The sequence below is a fragment of the Kitasatospora sp. NPDC059146 genome (genome assembly GCF_042786665.1).
GTDB lineage: Bacteria > Actinomycetota > Actinomycetes > Streptomycetales > Streptomycetaceae > Kitasatospora.
The window spans coordinates 65,656-83,713 of sequence record NZ_JBHZCY010000013.1; the positions used below are offsets into that span (position 1 = coordinate 65,656).

18 protein-coding genes are annotated in these 18,058 nt (G+C 74.3%); 11 read left to right on the forward strand and 7 right to left on the reverse strand.

Features of this window, described 5'->3' with window-relative positions; genetic code table 11:
• Window positions 1-49: 49 nt before the first annotated feature.
• Window positions 50-1,633: an NCS1 family nucleobase:cation symporter-1 gene (locus tag ACFXPX_RS08450; RefSeq protein ID WP_380640145.1), complete on the forward strand. Its 1,584-nt coding sequence runs from the start codon at window positions 50-52 to the stop codon at window positions 1,631-1,633.
• 114 nt (window positions 1,634-1,747) lie between these two features.
• Here ACFXPX_RS08450 and ACFXPX_RS08455 read toward each other — a convergent pair whose 3' ends face one another.
• On the reverse strand, window positions 1,748-2,989 hold the full coding sequence (locus ACFXPX_RS08455; RefSeq protein WP_380640147.1) for a glycosyltransferase: 1,242 nt from the start codon (window positions 2,987-2,989) through the stop codon (window positions 1,748-1,750).
• Between the two features lie 185 nt (window positions 2,990-3,174).
• On the opposite strand from ACFXPX_RS08455, the gene ACFXPX_RS08460 reads away from it, so the two are divergent.
• Together ACFXPX_RS08460 and ACFXPX_RS08465 are read left to right on the forward strand one after the other, a co-directional pair.
• The gene (locus ACFXPX_RS08460; RefSeq protein WP_375890644.1) at window positions 3,175-3,441 is read left to right on the forward strand and encodes a GlsB/YeaQ/YmgE family stress response membrane protein; all 267 of its coding nucleotides are present in this window, start codon (window positions 3,175-3,177) and stop codon (window positions 3,439-3,441) included.
• 50 nt (window positions 3,442-3,491) lie between these two features.
• Window positions 3,492-3,755 carry a GlsB/YeaQ/YmgE family stress response membrane protein gene (locus ACFXPX_RS08465; RefSeq protein ID WP_380640149.1) on the forward strand — a complete coding sequence of 88 codons (264 nt, stop codon included), beginning with the start codon at window positions 3,492-3,494 and terminating at the stop codon, window positions 3,753-3,755.
• Between the two features lie 81 nt (window positions 3,756-3,836).
• Here the strand turns inward: ACFXPX_RS08465 and ACFXPX_RS08470 are convergent, their stop codons facing one another.
• The 4 genes from ACFXPX_RS08470 to ACFXPX_RS08485 all read right to left on the reverse strand — a co-directional run bounded on the left by ACFXPX_RS08470 (window position 3,837) and on the right by ACFXPX_RS08485 (window position 7,627).
• Window positions 3,837-4,742: an ADP-ribosylglycohydrolase family protein gene (locus ACFXPX_RS08470; RefSeq protein ID WP_380640151.1), complete on the reverse strand. Its 906-nt coding sequence runs from the start codon at window positions 4,740-4,742 to the stop codon at window positions 3,837-3,839.
• Between the two features lie 152 nt (window positions 4,743-4,894).
• The gene (locus ACFXPX_RS08475; RefSeq protein WP_380395915.1) at window positions 4,895-5,515 is read right to left on the reverse strand and encodes a TetR family transcriptional regulator; all 621 of its coding nucleotides are present in this window, start codon (window positions 5,513-5,515) and stop codon (window positions 4,895-4,897) included.
• A gap of 66 nt (window positions 5,516-5,581) precedes the next feature.
• Window positions 5,582-6,595: an aldo/keto reductase gene (locus tag ACFXPX_RS08480; RefSeq protein WP_380590990.1), complete on the reverse strand. Its 1,014-nt coding sequence runs from the start codon at window positions 6,593-6,595 to the stop codon at window positions 5,582-5,584.
• 198 nt (window positions 6,596-6,793) lie between these two features.
• Window positions 6,794-7,627: a class I SAM-dependent methyltransferase gene (locus tag ACFXPX_RS08485; RefSeq protein WP_380640153.1), complete on the reverse strand. Its 834-nt coding sequence runs from the start codon at window positions 7,625-7,627 to the stop codon at window positions 6,794-6,796.
• Between the two features lie 163 nt (window positions 7,628-7,790).
• On the opposite strand from ACFXPX_RS08485, the gene ACFXPX_RS08490 reads away from it, so the two are divergent.
• From ACFXPX_RS08490 to paaE, 8 genes are all read left to right on the forward strand, one after another.
• Window positions 7,791-9,242, forward strand: coding sequence for a sensor histidine kinase (locus tag ACFXPX_RS08490; protein ID WP_380640155.1), 1,452 nt, complete (start codon window positions 7,791-7,793; stop codon window positions 9,240-9,242).
• Entirely contained in the window at window positions 9,239-9,898 is a 660-nt protein-coding gene (locus tag ACFXPX_RS08495; RefSeq protein ID WP_380640157.1) for a response regulator, read from the forward strand. Before ACFXPX_RS08490 ends, ACFXPX_RS08495 begins: the two co-directional genes overlap by 4 nt.
• 718 nt (window positions 9,899-10,616) lie before the next feature.
• Window positions 10,617-12,071, forward strand: coding sequence for a M20 family metallopeptidase (locus ACFXPX_RS08500; RefSeq protein WP_380640159.1), 1,455 nt, complete (start codon window positions 10,617-10,619; stop codon window positions 12,069-12,071).
• 287 nt (window positions 12,072-12,358) lie between these two features.
• Window positions 12,359-13,387 (forward strand): 1,2-phenylacetyl-CoA epoxidase subunit PaaA, encoded by a 1,029-nt coding sequence (gene paaA, locus ACFXPX_RS08505; protein ID WP_380520952.1) that lies wholly within the window; start codon window positions 12,359-12,361, stop codon window positions 13,385-13,387.
• The gene (gene paaB / locus ACFXPX_RS08510; RefSeq protein WP_375890625.1) at window positions 13,384-13,689 is read left to right on the forward strand and encodes a 1,2-phenylacetyl-CoA epoxidase subunit PaaB; all 306 of its coding nucleotides are present in this window, start codon (window positions 13,384-13,386) and stop codon (window positions 13,687-13,689) included. Before paaA ends, paaB begins: the two co-directional genes overlap by 4 nt.
• Window positions 13,673-14,608 (forward strand): 1,2-phenylacetyl-CoA epoxidase subunit PaaC, encoded by a 936-nt coding sequence (paaC, locus tag ACFXPX_RS08515; RefSeq protein ID WP_380640161.1) that lies wholly within the window; start codon window positions 13,673-13,675, stop codon window positions 14,606-14,608. Before paaB ends, paaC begins: the two co-directional genes overlap by 17 nt.
• Window positions 14,602-15,144 carry a 1,2-phenylacetyl-CoA epoxidase subunit PaaD gene (gene paaD, locus ACFXPX_RS08520; protein WP_380640163.1) on the forward strand — a complete coding sequence of 181 codons (543 nt, stop codon included), beginning with the start codon at window positions 14,602-14,604 and terminating at the stop codon, window positions 15,142-15,144. The genes paaC and paaD overlap by 7 nt, the downstream gene beginning before the upstream one ends.
• Window positions 15,145-16,269 carry a 1,2-phenylacetyl-CoA epoxidase subunit PaaE gene (gene paaE / locus ACFXPX_RS08525; RefSeq protein WP_375890619.1) on the forward strand — a complete coding sequence of 375 codons (1,125 nt, stop codon included), beginning with the start codon at window positions 15,145-15,147 and terminating at the stop codon, window positions 16,267-16,269. It begins immediately after the preceding gene.
• Window positions 16,270-16,278: 9 nt separating this feature from the next.
• Here the strand turns inward: paaE and ACFXPX_RS08530 are convergent, their stop codons facing one another.
• Window positions 16,279-17,436, reverse strand: coding sequence for an NAD(P)-binding domain-containing protein (locus ACFXPX_RS08530; RefSeq protein WP_380640165.1), 1,158 nt, complete (start codon window positions 17,434-17,436; stop codon window positions 16,279-16,281).
• Window positions 17,437-17,614: 178 nt separating this feature from the next.
• Window positions 17,615-17,986 carry a YbjQ family protein gene (locus ACFXPX_RS08535; RefSeq protein WP_375890615.1) on the reverse strand — a complete coding sequence of 124 codons (372 nt, stop codon included), beginning with the start codon at window positions 17,984-17,986 and terminating at the stop codon, window positions 17,615-17,617.
• Between the last annotated feature and the right edge of the window lie 72 nt (window positions 17,987-18,058).

Here is an 18,058-nt window from a genome sequence, read left to right on the forward strand (position 1 = left end):
CCTGAGCCCGTGATTCCTTGATCCTGCCCGTGGCAGAAGGGAGTTGCCCATGGCCGACACCGTGACCGGCGGCGGCGGACAGCGGCAGCATCCCGACGGCCGGGTCGAACTCGACCCGGCCGAAGGGGTGTTGCCTCCCAACGGCTTCACCAGTGACGACCTCCGGCCGGTCCCGGTGCGGCGGCGTACCTGGACCACCTACAACTTCCTCGCGCTCTGGGTCGGCATGGCCCACAACATCCCCTCCTGGACGCTGGCTTCGGGCCTGGTCGCGCTCGGGATGGACTGGAAGCAGGCGGTGCTGACCATCGCGCTCGCCAACCTGATCGTGCTCGCGCCGATGCTCCTCACCGGACACGCCGGGACGAAGTACGGCATCCCCTTCCCGGTGTTCGCGCGGGCCTCGTTCGGGCTGCGTGGCGCCAATCTGCCCGCGCTCATCCGGGCGACCGTCGCCTGCGCCTGGTTCGGCATCCAGACCTGGATCGGGGGTGAGGGGATCTTCCTGCTGGCGGGCCGGCTTCTCGGCGAATCCTGGCGGACCGCAACCGAGTTCGGCGGCTACCCGTGGACGCAGTGGGCCTCCTTCCTGCTGTTCTGGCTGATCGAGATGGTCATCATCGCCCGGGGGATGGAGGCGCTACGGCGCTTCGAGAACTGGGCGGCGCCGTTCGTCATCGTCGGCGCGCTCGCCCTGCTGGTCTGGATCGGCATGAAGGCGGGCGGGCTCGGCCCGTTGCTCGACCAGCCGTCGAAACTGGGCTGGGGCAGCGGGTTCTGGAAGGTCTTCTTCCCGTCGCTGATGGGGATGATCGGCTTCTGGTCCACGCTGGCGCTCAACATCCCCGACTTCACCCGCTTCGGCGGCAGTCAGCGGGCCCAGATCCGCGGCCAGGCCCTCGGTCTGCCGACGACGATGACGCTCTTCGCGCTGCTGTCGGTGCTGGTCACCTCGGGCTCCGCGGCGGTGTACGGCGAACCGGTGTGGAACCCGATCAAGCTCGCCGCGAAGATGGAGAGCCCGGTGGCGCTCCTGTTCGCGCTGCTGACGGTCCTGATCGCGACGCTGTCGGTGAACATCGCGGCCAACGTCGTCTCCCCGGCGTACGACCTGGCCAACCTGGTGCCCCGGTTCGTCAACTTCCGTACCGGGGCGCTGATCACCGGCGTGGTCGGGATCGCCATCTTCCCGTGGAGGCTGACCGCCGACCCGCACGTCTACATCTACGTCTGGCTGGGCGTGGTCGGCGGCCTGCTCGGGACGGTCGCCGGGGTGCTGATCGCCGACTACTGGCTGCTGCGCCGCACCCGGCTGCAACTCGCCGAGCTCTACCGGCCGTTCGGCGCCTACTGGTACGCGGGCGGATGGAACTGGCGGGCGGTCACCGCGCTGCTGGTCGGCGGTCTGCTGGCGGTCGGGGGGTCGTACTCGACGGTGGACGCGCACGGGGTGAAGCAGGGGCCGTTCCCGGTGGACGGGCTGGTCCCGCTCCTCCAGCCGCTGGCGGACTACGGGTGGGCGGTGGGGCTCGCGTCGTCGGCGGTGGTCTACCTGGTGCTGAGCGCGGGGCGAGGAGAGGGACGGGGCGGAACGGGTCGGGGGCAGGAGGAACGGGGAGCGGCGGGCGGGTGACAACTGGCGGGTGACAGATGTCAGCGAACGGATAACAGATAACAGATGACAGCGAACAGATTTCGAAATCTGTTCGCTGTCATCTGTTATCCGCCATCTGTCATTTGTCACCCGTCACCCGTCACCCGTCGCCTCCACCGCGGCCAGGACCTTGGCGGCGCCGTCCTCGGTGGCGAGGGCGGCTGCGACGGAGCGAGCGCGGGTGCGGTAGCGGGGGTCGTCCAGGGCCTGGCGGATGGAGGCGGCCAGGTGGGCGGGGGTCAGGGCGCGCAGGGGTACCGGGCCGGGGGAGACGCCGAGCGCGGTGAGCCGCGCGGACCAGAAGGGGGCGTCCAGCTGGGCGGGCACCGGGACGGTGGGGGTGCCGGAGCGGAGGGTGGCCGCCGTGGTGCCCGCGCCCGCGTGGTGGACGACGGCCGCGGTGCGCGGGAACAGCCAGTCGTGCGGGGTGTCGCCGATGGTCAGTACGGTCTCCGAGTCCTCGGCGGCCAGGCCGCTCCAGCCGGACTGCAGGAGGAGGCGCACCCGGGCGGCGCGGCCGGCGGCGAGGACGGTCGCGGTGAGTCGTTCGGGATCGGGCACGACCAGGCTGCCGAAGCCGACGAAGACCGGGGGCGGTCCGGCGGCCAGGAAGTCGAGCAGCCGCTGCGGGGGCTGCCAGCCCGCGGGTCCGGCGGGCCACCAGTACCCGGCCACGTCCAGTCGGGGGTGCCAGTCCGTCGGCCTGGGGACGACGCGCGGCGAGAAGCCGTGCAGGACGGGGTGGTCGCGTCGGGCCCGGCCGATGCCCAGTGGCGGCAGCCCGAGTCGGCGGCGCAGTCCGCGGACGGCCGGGACGAACAGTTGGTCGGTGGCCGCCTGGACGGCGTGGCCGGCGAGCAGGTTGCCGGGCCGTCCGAGCGAGCGTGCGCCGGTCACGGCCGGGGCGAACTCGCGGGTGGGGGAGAGCGGTTGGAGGTACAGCCCGATGGTGGGGATGCCGGCCGCCTCGGCCGCGACCTGGCCGAGCGCACTGGTGGTGCTGGTGGTGAGCAGCAGGTCGGCACCGAGCGCCGTCGCGTCCGCGATGCCGTCGCCGAGGGCGGGCATGAACCTACGCCCCAGGCGCAGGAGTTGCAGGACGACGCCGGGCCCGCTGCCGGCCCGCAGCAGTCGCCGGCCCTCGGTGGAGGCGAGTTCGGCCCGCGGGTCGACGGGCAGCGGACGGAACTCCAGTCCAGCGGCCCGTACCGAGTCGGCGAAGGTGGCGTGGGTGGCGACGGCCACCTGATGTCCGGCCGCCTGCAGGCGGACGCCGAGCCCGGTGAAGGGTGCGACGTCGCCCCGGGAGCCGGCGGTGGCGATCAGGATGCGCATGGCCGCAGTATTTCGGCGGGTACGACCGGCCGGAAGGACGCCACGCGCGGACCGGTCGGCTCCGGGTGGCCGGATCCCGCCGTCGGCCGGGGTCGGCCGGAACCGCCTCGGTGGGTGTCGGCGTCCTCCGTGGCAGAGCGCGCGGGACGGGGCCGTCGCGCCACGGACGGGAGGGACGGGTTCGGATGAGCGTCGTCGCGTGGATCGTGCTGGGCCTGGTGGCCGGGGCCCTGGCCAAGCTGCTGCTGCCCGGGAGGGACCCGGGCGGTCTGATCGTGACCACCCTGATCGGGATCGCCGGCTCCTTCGTCGGCGGCTGGATCGCGTCGCACTTCCTGCACCGGTCGATCACGGCGCGCTTCTTCGACGGGCCGACCTGGGTGTCGGCGATCGGCGGCGCGTTGGTGCTGCTGATCGCCTACCGGCTGCTGTTCGGCAACTCGCGCCGCTGACGGACGAGCGCGGCGGGGTCTCGTCACACCGATGACGCAAGGGGCGGCGGATGAGCTGGATGGAGTGGATCGTGCTCGGCCTGGTGTCGGGGACGCTGGCCAGGATGGCGATGTCGAGGGGGGAGCGCGGTCTGATCGGCAGCACCTTGATCGGGATCACCGGCTCCTACATCGGCATCTGGATCGTCCTGCACTGGATGCACGGGACGGTGAGGGTGGGCCTCCTCGACGTCACGACCTGGGTGTCGGCGATCGGCGGGGCGATGGTCCTGCTCATCGGCTACCGGGTGCTCCGCTTCCTCGCCCGGCGTTGACCGCCCGGCGGTGACTGCCTGGCGTTGACCGCCCGCCGTTGACCGCCCGGAGCTGACTGCCCGGCGCCTCCGACGTTCCGGCTACCGGTCGGCGGCCCACTCCGGCAGCTCCTCGCAGGCCGCGAGCCAGTCGGCCGGTACGTCCGAGAGCCCGGTGCGGGCGGCCACCACGCCAGCGGCGATGGCGCAGGTGGTGTCCATGTCGCCCCAGCCCTCCAGGGTGTGCCAGATCGCGTCGGGCAGTGAGTCCAGGTGCCCGGCGGCGGACCAGAGGGCGAAGGGGACGGTGTCCGGGGCGGAGATCATCAGCCCCGAGCCCAGCACGTTGGCGGCGTGCCGGACGCTGGTGTGCTCCGGCAGCCGGGCGGCGATCCGCAGGCCGGAGCGGACGTCGCTCTCCGGCAGCCGGTCGGCGACCTCGGTGAGGAGCTCGGTCCGACCAGGCGCCCGGTGGCCCCGGCTGCGGACGGCGAGCGCCGCGGCGAGTGCCACCGCCACCGCCCCGGTGACCGCCTCGGGGTGGGAGTGGGTGGTGAGCGCCTGGAGTTCGGCCTGCCGGGCGACCTCGTCGAGGTCCTCGGCGAACCCGGCGCCCAGCGGGGCGACCCGCATCGCGGCGCCGTTCCCGTACGAGCCCTGGCCCTCGAACTGGCCCGAGGTGATGGCGCGCCAGTTCCCGCCGGCGCCGATCCCGCGCAGCACCCGGTGCATCGACGGGCCGTACTTGCGCTGGTACTCGCGGGCGTACTCGGCCGCGAACCCGGCGGCCAGCGCGTCCTGCCGGACCTCGCCGTGGGCGGCGAGGTGGCGGACCAGGACGAGGGCCATCGCCGTGTCGTCGGTCCAGTGCCAGGGCGCCGGGCGGACCAGGCGAGCCGCCAGGGCGGCGGGTGCCTTGTCCACCGGGACGGAGAACCACCGGTCACCGAAGGCGTCGCCGAGCGCGAGCCCCCGCAGGCTGTCCAGGACGGGACCGGCCGCACGCATGTCATCCTCCGAGTGAGATCAACTGGGTGCGACAGTCTGCCTGAAAGGGTGAGGCGCCGACGACCGGATTTCGCTCCGGCCGCCGACGCCTCACCGCCCTCGCACGGGACGGGCTCCGCTCGGGGCGCGCTCCGCACGAGGACGGGCCCCGCTCAGAACTCCGTCGGCTCGGGGACCAGCTCGGCGGGCCTGCCCTTCAAGCCGCTGAGCACGAGCTTCCAGACCGCCGCGAAGCGCTCGTCCGCGGTGGGCTCGGACCAGGTGTGGGCGAAGACCGGGTTGTGGAAGGGGGCCGTGGCGTCGAAGACCGCGCGAGCGGTGGAGGGGACGTGGGCGAGCTGGAACTCCTTGGCGTCCATGCCGTCGTGGACGATCTGGGCGATCTGCTTGACCAGGGTCTCGACGTGCGCGTCGACGACCGTGCTGTTCTCCTCGGCCAGCACCAGGTAGGTGGCGAACAGCTCCGGGTCGTCCAGTGCCTTCTTCCGCTTGGCCCCGAACAGCGTGGTCAGCCAGCGCTGGAGGCGCTCGACGGCGCCGCCGGCGTCGTTCGCGACCATCTCCAGGTCGTAGTGCGCCTGGTTCAGCCAGCGCTGGGTGACCGCCTCCCGCAGCGCCGCCTTGCTGGGGAAGTGGCGGTAGACGCTGCTGTGGCTGACGCCGAGTTCCCGGGCGACGTCCACGACGGTGGCCTTGGCCGGGCCGAACCGCCGGAGGGCTTCCTCCGCCGCGATCAGGATCTGCTCGGCGGTGAGTGCGGTGTCCGTGGTCACGGGGCCGTCCTTAGGGTCGTGCGGTCGGGTGGTGCGGAGGGTTCTCGCCGGTCAGCGCGGGCTCGGTCAGCGCTCGCTGTCCAGGCGCGCCATCTGCGCGGCAGCGTACCGGTCGCCGGCCGCGGCCCCGGCGGGGACGGCGGCCTCGATGGCGGCCAGGTCGGCGGGGGTGAGGGTGACGTCCAGCGAGCCGAGCGCCTCGGTCAGCCGGTCGCGACGGCGGGCGCCGACCAGCGTGACGACGTCCTCGCCGCGCGAGGCCACCCAGGCGATGGCGATCTGGGCGACGCGGGCGCCCTTGGCGTCGGCGACCGCGCGCAGCGCCTCGACCAGGGCGAGGTTGTGGGTCAGGTTGTCGCCCTGGAAGCGGGGGCTGGCGGTGCGGAAGTCGGTGCCGGCGAGCGAGCGGTCCGGGTTCCAGTGGCCGCTGAGCAGGCCGCGGGAGAGCACGCCGTACGCGGTGATGCCGATGCCGAGCTCGCGGGCGGTGGGCAGGACGGCCGCCTCGATGGAGCGGCTGAGCAGCGAGTACTCGATCTGCAGGTCGCTGATCGGGTGGACGGCGGCGGCGCGGCGCAGGGTGTCGGCGCCGACCTCGGACAGGCCGATGTGGCGGACGTAGCCGTCCTTCACCAGGTCCGCGATGGCGCCGACGGTCTCCTCGATCGGGACCTTGGGGTCGAGCCGGGCGGGGCGGTAGACGTCGATGTGGTCGGTGCGCAGCCGGCGCAGGGTGTACGTCAGCGCGGTCTTGGTGGCGGCCGGGCTGGTGTCGTAGCCGAGCCACTGGCCGTCGGGGCCGCGCTGGGCGCCGAACTTCACGCTGATCTGGACGCTGTCGCGGTCGCGGCCGCGCAGGGCCTCGTGGATCAGCAGCTCGTTGTGGCCCATGCCGTAGAAGTCGCCGGTGTCGAGGAGGGTGATCCCGGCGTCCAGGGCGGCGTGGATGGTGGCGATGCTCTCGGCCTCGTCGGCCGGGCCGTAGAGGTCGGACATGCCCATGCAGCCGAGGCCGAGGGCGGAGGTGACGGGGCCGGAGGTGCCGAGGGGGCGCTGGGCGGGGCGGGTGGTCGAGGCCATGGGAGCTCCAGGGGCGGGTGCGGCGCCGGAGGGCGGGGGCAGTGTGACCCGGATCTCACTATGGCACGACAGCGAACAGATTTCAAAATCTGTTCGCTGTCTTTTGTCATTTGTTCGTGGCGATATGCCCGCTAGGAGTTGCGCCGCGAAGAGTTGCGCCGCGAAGAGTCGCGCCGCGAGGAGTCACGCCGCCTGGAGTCAGGAGTACGGCCCCGGCGAGCGCAGCAGGTGGGCCCGGGCGGGCGGCAGGTTGCGCCACACCGTGCGCTCGCCCAGCCCGTACGTCGCCTCGAAGCGCCGCAGCAGCCGCACCACCGCCCGGTGGCGGGCGCCCCGTCGGGGGCCCGAGGTGAGGGTGCGGGCCGTCGTGGTGCCGAGGTACCCGAAGTAGGTCAGCTCGCCGCCCGGGGCCAGCAGACGCAGGTAGAGGTCGAGGATGCGCCGGACCAGGGCCGGCTCGAAGTTGGTGAACGGCAGCCCGGACACGATCACGTCGTACCGCTCGGCCGCGGCCCCCGTCGGCGCGGCCGCCTCCGGCAGCTCCTCCACCCGGCAGGTCGACAGTCGCAGCCCCACCCCCGGCCGGCGCGCGGCCAGGACCGAGTCCTCCCGCAGCCGGTCGGCGAACCGCGGGTTCGCCTCGACCACGTGCAGCCGGTCGCCGGGGCGCAGCACCTGGGCCAGCCGGCGGGTCACCACGCCCGTGCCGGCGCCGACCTCCAGCACCGAGATCGGCCGGTTCGGGCGGCTGGTGGCCGGCACCACCAGGGCGTTCACCAGCGCCGGTCCGCTCGGCGCCAGCGCGCCGGTGTCGTGGAAGGTGCGCAGGGCCTCGGCGAGGAACAGCAGGCGGTCCCCGCCGTACGGAGAGCCGTGGGTGCTGGGCGCGGCCTGCCCGGCTTGCGTGCTGTGCGTGTCGTGCGTGTCGTGCGCGCTGTGCTGGTCGTGCACGCTCTCCTGGCCGTGCGTTTCGGCTGAACTGTGCTGCTGCGGAGGGGAGTCGGGGCTCGGGTGGAGCTGTTCGGTCGTCATGTCGACGACGCTAGGGAGCGCGGGAACGCCGCGGATCGGCCGGTGAGCGGCGCCGACCCCCGACGAAAGTCGAGGGTGCCGACGTCCGGGAGGAGGGGGTGCCGCGCCGCCGTCCGCCCGTAGCATTCGAGCGGGTGGACGGGACCGGGCGGGGAGGAGCTCCATGCGCACAGGCCTGCTCGGCTGGTACGGCCCGGACCACCGGCCCTGGGCCGACAGCCTGTTGCTGCTCGGGATCCTCGGGCTCGCCGTCGAGGAGGGCGTCTTCCAGTGGCTGCACCTCGACGGCCCGCTGCGCCTGCCCCGGGTGGCGGTGGCCGTGCTCGCCGCGCTCTCGCTGCTGCTCGCCCGCCGTCACCCCGCCGCCTCGGCCGTCCTGCCGGTGCTCACCGGCGGGCTGCTCAACCGGGCCTTCCCGGGCTTGATCAGCGTCTACTACCTGGCCTCCCTCGGCCGGGTCGGTCCGGCGGCGGCCGGCGGCGCGGTGATCGCCGTGGGCAGCGCGATCACTGCGGACTCGCTGGTCGGCTGGGCCGGCACGACCGGTTCCCAACTCCTCCTCCAGGCGGCCACCTTGTCCTTCGGGCTGTGGCTGCACGGCCGCCGGGTGCTGATCCGGACGCTGCACGCCCAGGTCGAAACCCTGCGGCGGGAGCGGGAGTTGCGCGCCGAGCAGGCCCGCTCCGCCGAACGCGCCCGGATCGCCCGGGAGATGCACGACGTGCTGGCCCACCGGCTGAGCCTGCTGGTGCTGCACGCCGGAGTGCTGCGCGACCAGGCCCGGGCCGGGACCGTCGCCGCCGACCCGGACCGGCTCACCCACCGTCTCGAACTCCTGCGCACCACCGCCGCCCGCTCGCTCGACGACCTGCGCGACGTCCTGGGCGCCCTGCGCGCCGAACCGCCGGAGCGGGCCGCCGCCGAGGCCGACGTGCCCGTACCGTCCGGGGAGTGGTCCGCGCCGTTCGGGTCGTCGACCGGGGCGCTGTCCGTCCCGTTGTCCGGCCGGTTGTCCGTCCCGTTGTCCGGCCCGCCTCCCGTCCTGCCGCCTGTCCCGGCACCTGCGCTGCGCGACCTCACCGACCTGATCGACGAGGCGAACCAGGCCGGGCAGCAGGTCGAACTCGCCCTGGCGGGAGACCCGGAGGCCGTGCCCACCACCCATCGGCTCGCCGTGCACCGGGTGGTCCAGGAGGCGCTGACCAACGCCCGCAAGCACGCCCACGCCGCGCCCGTCACCGTCCGGGTCGGCTACGGGGCACCGGCGACCACCGTCGAGGTCCGCAACGGCCCCGGAGGGACGACGCCGAACGGGCCGGTCTCGGGTGGCGGGTACGGGCTGGTGGGCCTCGGCGAACGGGTCGGCGCGCTGGGCGGCCACCTGGACGCCGGGCCGGACGGTGCCGGCGGCTTCCGGCTCTCCGCCCGGCTGCCCGCGCCGGACCGGCCGGCGCAGTCCGTGCCGCCATCCCACGCCGTGCCGCCATCCCACGCCGTGGCGCCGCCGGAGGTCCCGCCACCGGAGGTCACGCCGTCGAGGCCCCCGTCACCGGAGCCGCCGTCGCCGAGGTCGCCGTCCCGGAAGAAGCCCCCGCAGCCGAAGGACACCGCATGATCCGCACGATGGTGGTCGACGACGACGCACTGGTGCGCCTCGGCCTGGTCGACCTCCTCGCCCAGGACCCGGCCCTGACCGTGGTCGCCGAGGCCGCCGACGGGCTGCAGGCCGTCGAGCTCGCCCGCGGCCGCCGGATCGACGTCGCGCTGATGGACATCCGGATGCCCCGGCTCGACGGGATCGCCGCGACCCGGCGGCTGCGCCAACTCCCAGACGCCCCGCGGGTCATCGCGCTCACCACCTTCGACCTGGACGAGTACGTGTACCAGGCGCTCGCCGCCGGGGCGGACGGCTTCCTACTCAAGGACACCCCGCCCGCCGAGATCGCCCGCGCCGTCCACGTGGTCGCCGCCGGCCAGGGGATGCTGCACCCCGCCGCCGCGCGACGGCTGATCGACCGGTACCACCGGGTCGGCGCGCCGCGCTCCGTCGCCGCCCGGGCCCGGATCGCCGGGCTCACCCCGCGCGAGACCGACGTGCTGCGGGAGCTCGCCGACGGGCTGTCCAACGCCGAGATCGCGGGCGTCCTGGGGATGCGGGAGAGCACCGTCAAGGCGCACGTCAGTCGGATCCTGACCGCGCTCGGTGTGGCCAACCGGGTCCAGGCGGCGCTGCTCGCACGCGATGCGGGGCTCGTCGGGGACGGCGCCTGACCGCGGGCGCTCGGGAGGGCAGGGCGGGGCGCAGCGTCGGACGGTGTTCACACGGATGTTCCCCGGGCTTCGGTCCAGGTGTCGCCGCGGGCTTCCCTGAGCCGTCGCGTGCCTCCGGTTGGTACCGCCCGCTGAGCCGCTGTCACCCATCCGGCGTGGAAATGCCGTGCCTTGGCGGTTTGCGCTGCCGAACCCGGGCAGCGGGTCCATGGTGGAGATGGGCGCGATCCGGCGACCGTGCCCGCGCGTCGATCCGGGCCCGCCCGCCGAGCGCCCGCCGCTTCCGCCGACGGGTGCCCGGCACCGGGGCCCGTACCGGCACGCTGGGAGCAGGGCCACCTCGCAGGAAACCGAACGGTTCTTCTAGGCTCACATCTCGGCTTCCCTGCGGCGGTCCGGCCCTTGCGCCCGCCACCAGGAAGCCGCCGTCCACGGGGCTCCGGGCGGAACCGGGGCCACCGGATCGAGCGAGGAGGACGCAGATGCCAAGCACGCCGCCCAACCGTTCCACCGCACTTGGACCAGACGGGCCGTTCCGACGGGCCGTCCGGCCCCCCGGCCGACCGGCGCGGTCCGGCCGGGCCTGGCACCCGGGCGGGGGCGGTCGGCCGGTGCGGCCGCTGAATACCGGCTGCGGCCGCGGAGGCGAGCGTTGAGTCCCCAGATCGTCGGGTCGCCGGCCGCACCGGGCAGCGCCGCGGAACCCGACCGCGTACCCGTGACCGTTCCCGCCGCGGCCGACGGTGAGGCCCTGGTCGCCCTGGGCGGTTCCGCCAAGGTCGGTTCGTCCACCGTTGGTTCGTCCACCGTCGGTTCCGCTGTCGAGAGCCCGCCGGTCGCGACGTCCACGACCGGTGCCGCGGTCAGGCCCGGTGCTACGGCCGCGTCGGTGGCCGCGGTGAAGGTCGATGCCACGGCGAAGTCCAGTGCGTTGGCGGTCGGATCCGCCGGCGCTGCTGCCGCTGTCGCTGCCGGTGCCGCTGCGACGAGCATCACCGCTGCGCTGCCCGGACTGCCGCAGGCGCTCAGCACCCGGGCCCGTACCCTCGCCGGCGCCGTCCGGCGGCGGTGCGCGGACCTGGCCCGGATCGAATCGCCGAGTGGTGACGCGCCCCGACTCGACGCGCTCGCCGAGGAGTTGGAGTCCGGATTCCGGGCCACCGGGGCAACCGCCCGCCGTGAACCCGGACCGGCCGGTGACCACCTGGTGCTGGAGTGGGAGGGGCGGGACGAGACCCTGCCCCACCTGCTGATCGTGGGGCACCACGACACCGTCTGGCCCGCCGGCACCCTGGCGGACTGGCCGGTGACCGAGCAGGACGGGCGGCTCACCGGGCCCGGGGTGGTCGACATGAAGGGCGGACTCGCCGTCCTGGAGGGCGCCTTGGCGCTGCTCGCCGACCTGGGGCAGCGGCCGCACCGCACCGTACGGCTGGTCGTGGTGTCCGACGAGGAGGTCGGCAGTCCGGACGGGCGTGGCCTGGTCGAGCGCCAACTGCGGGGCGCGGCGGCCGTCCTGGGACTGGAGCCGCCGCATCCGGACGGCCGGTTGAAGACCGCGCGGCGCGGCAGTACCCGGGTGCGGCTCACCGTCACCGGCCGGGAGGCCCACGCGGGCAACGACGCCCACGACGGGGTGTCGGCGGTGGACGAGCTGGTCGACCAGCTGGTGCTCGTCCGCGACCTCGCGGGCCAGCCCGGTACGGAGCTCAACACCGGTCGGATCAGCGGGGGTTCACGGGCGAACGTGGTCGCCGGACGGGCCGAGGCGGAGCTCGGCCTGCGCTTCTCCACCACCGAGGCGCAGCGCCGCACGCTCGACAACCTCGCGCGGCTGACCGCGTTGCGGCCGGGCGCGCGGGTGCGGACGGAGGTGCTGTCCAGCCGGCCGGCCTGGCCCGAGCGCACCGGTAACCCACTGCTCAGGCACGTGCGTTCGCTCGCCGCGGTGCTCGGGCAGCAGCTCGACGGCGCCCCGGCCGGCGGTGCCGGGGACACCAACCTGCCCGGCTCGCGCGGTCTGCCGACGCTGGACGGGTTCGGCGCGGTCGGCGCCGGCGCCCACGCCCGGCACGAGTACATCAAGCTGGACCAGCTCGCGCCGCGGATCGCCCTGCTGGCGGCGCTGCTCGCGGTGCCGCTGCCGCGACTGCGGGACCGCGCGGAGGGGTGACCCTCGGTGGCTGACGGCTGACGGCTGACGGCTGACAGGTAACGGCGAACAGATAACAGCTGACAGATTTCAGATTCTGTCAGCTGTTATCTGTTGTCTGTTTTCTGTTCGCCGCCCCTCGGCCTGCCCCTCGCTCCCTGCCCCTCGCGCCCGCCCATTCGTCGGCGTCCCTTGCCATCTCTCCGTCCCGCCGCGCAGAATGGTACCGACCGAACGGTCAGTCGGTTGGCTCCCCGCCGTCCAGGCCGGGGAGCCGGGAAGCCGGAGCAGGAACACGAGAGGGGACCGTGGTGACAACAGAGGTGGAAGAGGCGGTCCCCGCGCAGACGCCGGAGGACCGGTTCGACGCGGTGATCGCCGCCGAGCAGCGGATCGAGCCCCGGGACTGGATGCCCGACGCCTACCGGGCCACCCTGATCCGCCAGATCGCCCAGCACGCCCACTCCGAGATCATCGGCATGCAGCCCGAGGGCAACTGGCTCACCCGGGCCCCCTCGCTGCGCCGCAAGGCGATCCTGCTCGCCAAGGCCCAGGACGAGGCGGGCCACGGCCTCTACCTCTACGCCGCCGCCGAGACCCTCGGAGTCGACCGTGCCGAGCTCACCGAGAAGCTGATCAGCGGCCGCCAGAAGTACTCCTCGATCTTCAACTACCCCACCCTCACCTTCGCCGACGTCGGCGTGATCGGCTGGCTGGTGGACGGCGCCGCGATCTGCAACCAGGTCCCGCTCTGCCGCTGCAGCTACGGTCCGTACGCCCGCGCGATGGTGCGGGTCTGCAAGGAGGAGTCCTTCCACCAGCGCCAGGGCTACGAGCTCCTGATGACCCTGATGCGCGGTACCGAGGGCCAGCGCCGGATGGTCCAGGACGCGGTCGACCGCTGGTGGTGGCCGTCGCTGATGATGTTCGGCCCGCCGGACGCCGACTCGCCGAACACCGCCCGCTCGATGGCCTGGCGGATCAAGCGCCACACCAACGACGAGCTCCGGCAGCGCTTCGTCGACATGACCGTCCCGCAGGCCGAGCACCTGGGCGTCACCCTCCCCGACCCCGAGCTGCGCCGGAACGAGGAGCGCGGCGGCTGGGACTTCGGCGAGCCGGACTGGTCCGAGCTGACCAGGGTCATCCGTGGGCAGGGCCCGTGCAACGCCCAGCGGGTCGACCGCCGCCGGGCCGCGCACGAGGAGGGCGCCTGGGTGCGCGAGGCGGCCGTCGCCTACGCCGCCAAGCGCGCCGCCGACGCCGGACACGCCGTCGATGCCGGACACGCCGCGGCCGCCGAGCGGCCCACCCCCGAACAGGAGAACGAGAAGTGACCGAGTCCGAGGCAGGCCCCAAGGCCGGCTGGCCGCTGTACGAGGTGTTCGTGCGCCCCCGGCGCGGCCTGAACCACGTCCACGTCGGCTCGCTGCACGCCGCCGACGACCGGATGGCGCTGCTCGCCGCCCGCGACCTGTACACCCGCCGCAACGAGGGCGTCAGCCTCTGGGTCGTCCGCTCGGACGCGATCACCGCCTCCACCCCGGACGAGCGCGACCCGTTCTTCGAGCCCAGCGGCGACAAGGTCTACCGCCACCCGACCTTCTACGACATCCCCGAGGATGTCCCGCACATCTGACGGGGGAGCCACCGTGCACGACCACACCACGTCCGCCACCGAGGACGACCACGTCTACCTCAGCCTCGCCGGGGCCACCCCCGGCCCCGAGGGCGAGGGCCGCTGGGCGTACGGGACGGGCTTCACCGACCCGCTGCTCGGCGTGGACACCGCCCTGCCCGCCGGCCTGGCCGGTGCCGACCTCGCCGCCTACTGCCAGATGCTCGGCGACGACGCCCTGGTGCTCTCCCAGCGGTTGATCGAGTGGTGCACCCGGGCGCCCGAGCTGGAGGAGGAGGTCGCGCTCGCCAACCTGGGCCTGGACCTGCTCGGCCAGGCCCGGCTGCTGCTCACCCGGGCCGGCCAGGCGGACGGCTCCGGCCGCACCGAGGACGACCTGGCCTACTGGCGGGAGGACCACGAGTTCCGCAACGTCCGCCTGGTGGAGACCCCGAACGGCGACTTCGCGCACTCGATCGCCCGGCTGCTGCTGTTCGCCACCGCCCGCGGCGCGCTGTACGAGGCGCTGAGCGCCCACCCGGACCCGGTGCTGGCCGCGGTCGCGGCCCGGGGCGTCAAGGAACTCGCGTACCACCGCGAGTACGCCACGGCCTGGACGCTGCGCCTCGGCGACGGCACGCCGTACTCGGCGGAGCGGATGCAGGCCGGGCTGGACGCCGTCTGGCCGCTGCTGGAGGAGCTGTTCACCGCGCACCCCGTGGAGCTGCGGGCCGGCGTCGACCCGGCCGGTCTGCGCGAACCGGTGCTGCGCGAGCTCGCCGCCGTCCTCGCCGAGGCCGGACTGACCGTGCCGGACCTCCCGCCGCTGGCCACCGTCCTGGGCCGGGCCGGCCGCGACGGGGTGCACACCGAGGCGCTCGGCCCGCTGCTCGCCGAGCTGCAGGTGGTGGCGCGCGCCCACCCGGGGGCGACGTGGTGACGGGCACCGCGGACACCGTCCGCGAGAGGGCCTGGTCGGTGGCCGCGGCCGTCCCGGACCCGGAGCTGCCCATGCTCACCCTGGCCGACCTGGGCGTGCTCGCCGGGGTCGAGGTGGACGACGGCAGCGGCACGGTGACGGCCTGGCTGACGCCGACCTACTCGGGCTGCCCGGCCGTCGCCGAGATGGCCGCCGACGTCGACCGCCGGCTGCGCTCCGCCGGGTACCCGGACGTCCGGGTGCGGCTGCGGCTGGACCCGCCGTGGTCCACCGACCTGATCACCGCCGAGGGCCGCCGCAAGCTCGCCGAGGCGGGCATCGCCCCGCCGCGCCCGACCTCGGCCCTCACGTCCGGCCCCGGGCCGGTCCCGCTCACCCTCGGCGCCACCCGCACGGGCGCCGCGGCCCCCGTGCCCTGCCCGCACTGCGGGGGCGCCGACACGGAGGAGCTGTCCCGCTTCGGCTCCACCGCCTGCAAGGCGCTCTGGCGCTGCCGCGCCTGCCGCGAGCCGTTCGAACGCGTCAAGGAGATCTGAATGCCCGCCGCGACCCCTGTGACGGACCCCGTCCGCCCGGCCCGTCGGCCGAGCTTCCACCGGCTGCGGATCGAGCGGGTGGAGCGGCTCTGCGAGGACGCCGTGGCGGTGACCTTCGCGGTGCCGGACGCCCTTGCGGACGAGTTCGCGTTCCGCCCCGGCCAGACCCTGACCCTGCGCAAGCTGGTGGACGGCACCGACGAGCGCCGCTCGTACTCGATCTGCGCGCCCGTCGGCGGCCCGCTGCGGATCGCCGTCCGCGAGGTGCCCGGCGGGCTGTTCTCGCGCTGGCTGGTGCGCGAGGCCCGGCCCGGCGAGGAGGTCGAGGTGCTGACCCCGTCCGGCCTGTTCTCCCCCGAACTCGGCGTCCCCGCCGATCACGTGCTGCTCGCGGCGGGTTCCGGCATCACCCCGATGCTGTCGATCGCCGCCTCCGTGCTGGCCGCCGACCGCCGTTCCACCGTCACCCTGCTCTACGGCAACCGGCGCAGCGACACCGTGATGTTCGCGGACGAGCTGGCCGACCTCAAGGACCGCTACCTCGGCCGGTTCCAGCTGGTCCACGTGCTCTCCCGGGAGACCAGGGACGCCGAACTGCTCAGCGGCCGGCTGGACCCGGAGCGGGTCCGGGCGCTGCTGGCGGCGCTGGTGGACGTCGACGCCGTCGGGCACTGGTGGCTGTGCGGGCCGTTCGGCATGGTCACCGGGGCGAAGGAACTGCTCGCCGACCTGGCCGTGCCCGGGGAACGGGTGCACCAGGAACTGTTCCACGCCGAGGACGAGCCGCTCGCCGAGCGGGACGAGGACCTGGACGGCCCCGACGGCGCGGCCGGGGCCGAGGCCGGCGAGCGCAGCGAGGTCACCGTCGTCCTCGACGGCCGCGGCAGCACCCTCACCCTCCCGCGCGACCGCTCGATCCTGGACGGAGCCCAGCGCTCCCGCCCCGACCTGCCCTTCGCCTGCAAGGGCGGGGTGTGCGGCACCTGCCGGGCCCTGGTCACCGAGGGAGAGGTGGAGATGCGCCGCAACTTCGCGCTGGAGGAGAAGGAACTGGCGGCCGGCTACGTCCTCACCTGCCAGGCCCGGCCGGTCACCGACCGGGTCACCGTCGACTACGACCGCTGACCGGGGCCGTCAGGCGGGGACGGCGGCGGGAACGGGGGCGGGTACGGGCTCGCGCTCGGCCGCCCCGGCCGCGCCGGCCGCCCCGACCCGATCGTCCAGGCCGACCCGACCGGCCCGCCCGGTCGGGTCCCCGAGCAGCTCGACCAGGTCGTTGACGGCGGCGCGGCACGCCCGGTTGGCGCCGATGGTGCTGGCGGACGGCCCGTAGCCGACCAGGTGGACGCGCGGGTCGGCGGTGGCGCGGGTGCCGGTGAGCGCGATGCCGCCGCCGGGGGAGCGCAGGCCGAGCGGGGCGAGGTGGCCGACCTCGGGGCGGAAACCGGTCGCCCAGACGATCGCGTCCACTGCCAACTCCTGGTCGCCCCAGGCGACTCCGTGCTCGGTGAGCCGGTCGAACATCGGGCGGCGGTGCAGCGCCCCCAGCTCCTCGGCGCGGCGGTAGGCGACGGACGGGCCGAGGCCGGTCACGCTCACCACGCTGCGCACCGGCAGGCCCTGGCGGACCCGCTCCTCGACCTTGGCGACCACCGCGCGCCCGTACTCGGGGGTGAACGGGCCCTCGTGGAAGACGGGTTCGGAACGGGTGACCCAGACCGTCTCGCCGACCGCGGCCACCTCGGACAGCACCTGGATCGCCGAGGCGCCGCCGCCCACCACCAGGACGCGCCGGCCCGCGAACTCCTCGGGGCCGCGGTACTCGGCGTAGTGCAGCTGACGGCCCGCGAAGTGGCCGGGGTAGTGGGGGAGGAACGGGCGGGTCCAGGTGCCGGTGGCGTTGATCAGCGCGCGGGTGGACCAGGTGCCGCGGTCGGTCTCGACCAGCAGCCGGGAGTCGGGGCGCTCGGACTCGGCGCGTACGGCGCGCCCCGCGACCGGGCGCACGACCGGGAGCGCGTGCCGGTTCTCGTACGCCGTGAAGTACCCCGGCACGACCTCCCGCGCGCGGGCCTCCGGGTCGGGTGCCGGGAGCTCGGCGTCCGGGAGGTCGTGGAAGCCGTGCACGGTGGCCATCCGCAGGGACGGCGAGCGGTGGGCCCAGGCGCCGCCCGGGGCGGGGTTGGCGTCGAGCACGACGAAGCCGCCGTCGACTCCCGCCCGGTAGGGGGCGAAGCCGCGGCGGCCGAGGTGGTAGGCGGCGGACAGTCCGGCCTGTCCGGCACCCACCACCAGGACGTCCACGCGCCGCGCGCCGGTTTCGTCCGTCGCCCCTGTCGCCCCTGTTGCACCTGTTGCACCTGTTGCACCGTAAACAGTCACGCACGTGAAACATCGGGGTGGCGGTGGCTGTTCCCGCGCAGCGCGGGGGCGGCGTGGGGCGGCCAGGTCCGTGGTGAGGTGCTGGGCCTCAGCCGATCGGCGAGATCACCGCGGCGGTACCGTACGCGCAGACCTCGGTGCCGACGTCCGCCGCCTCCGTCACGTCGAAGCGCATCATCAGGACGGCGTTGCCGCCGCGCGCCTTGGTCTGCTCGATCAGCCGCTGCATCGCCTCGTTGCGGCTCTCGACCAGGGTCTTCGTCAGACCCCGCAGCTCGCCGCCGATCAGCGACTTGAGCCCGGCACCGATCTGGCTGCCGATGTGGCGGCTGCGCACGGTCAGCCCGAAGACCTCGCCGATCACGTGGTCGACCCGGAAGCCGGGGATGTCGTTGGTGGTCACGACCATGACGTCGGCGTTCGGGCCCTGCCCGCCGCCGTACTCGTTGATGTCAGCCATGGGGGCCATCCTGCCGGTGTCGTGCGTCCGGGTGACAGAGGCGCGGCCGGGCGGTGGCCGAGAAGCTCTCCG

Coding starts and splice junctions, on each gene's coding strand:
- ACFXPX_RS08480 (WP_380590990.1), bottom strand. CDS start 6,595: ATGGCCTCGACCACCCGCCCCGCCCAGCGCCCCCTCGGCACCTCCGGC.
- ACFXPX_RS08460 (WP_375890644.1), top strand. CDS start 3,175: ATGAGCGTCGTCGCGTGGATCGTGCTGGGCCTGGTGGCCGGGGCCCTG.
- ACFXPX_RS08490 (WP_380640155.1), top strand. CDS start 7,791: ATGCGCACAGGCCTGCTCGGCTGGTACGGCCCGGACCACCGGCCCTGG.
- ACFXPX_RS08495 (WP_380640157.1), top strand. CDS start 9,239: ATGATCCGCACGATGGTGGTCGACGACGACGCACTGGTGCGCCTCGGC.
- ACFXPX_RS08450 (WP_380640145.1), top strand. CDS start 50: ATGGCCGACACCGTGACCGGCGGCGGCGGACAGCGGCAGCATCCCGAC.
- ACFXPX_RS08465 (WP_380640149.1), top strand. CDS start 3,492: ATGAGCTGGATGGAGTGGATCGTGCTCGGCCTGGTGTCGGGGACGCTG.
- ACFXPX_RS08535 (WP_375890615.1), bottom strand. CDS start 17,986: ATGGCTGACATCAACGAGTACGGCGGCGGGCAGGGCCCGAACGCCGAC.
- ACFXPX_RS08455 (WP_380640147.1), bottom strand. CDS start 2,989: ATGCGCATCCTGATCGCCACCGCCGGCTCCCGGGGCGACGTCGCACCC.
- paaC (WP_380640161.1), top strand. CDS start 13,673: ATGTCCCGCACATCTGACGGGGGAGCCACCGTGCACGACCACACCACG.
- paaE (WP_375890619.1), top strand. CDS start 15,145: ATGCCCGCCGCGACCCCTGTGACGGACCCCGTCCGCCCGGCCCGTCGG.
- ACFXPX_RS08485 (WP_380640153.1), bottom strand. CDS start 7,627: ATGACGACCGAACAGCTCCACCCGAGCCCCGACTCCCCTCCGCAGCAG.
- ACFXPX_RS08470 (WP_380640151.1), bottom strand. CDS start 4,742: ATGCGTGCGGCCGGTCCCGTCCTGGACAGCCTGCGGGGGCTCGCGCTC.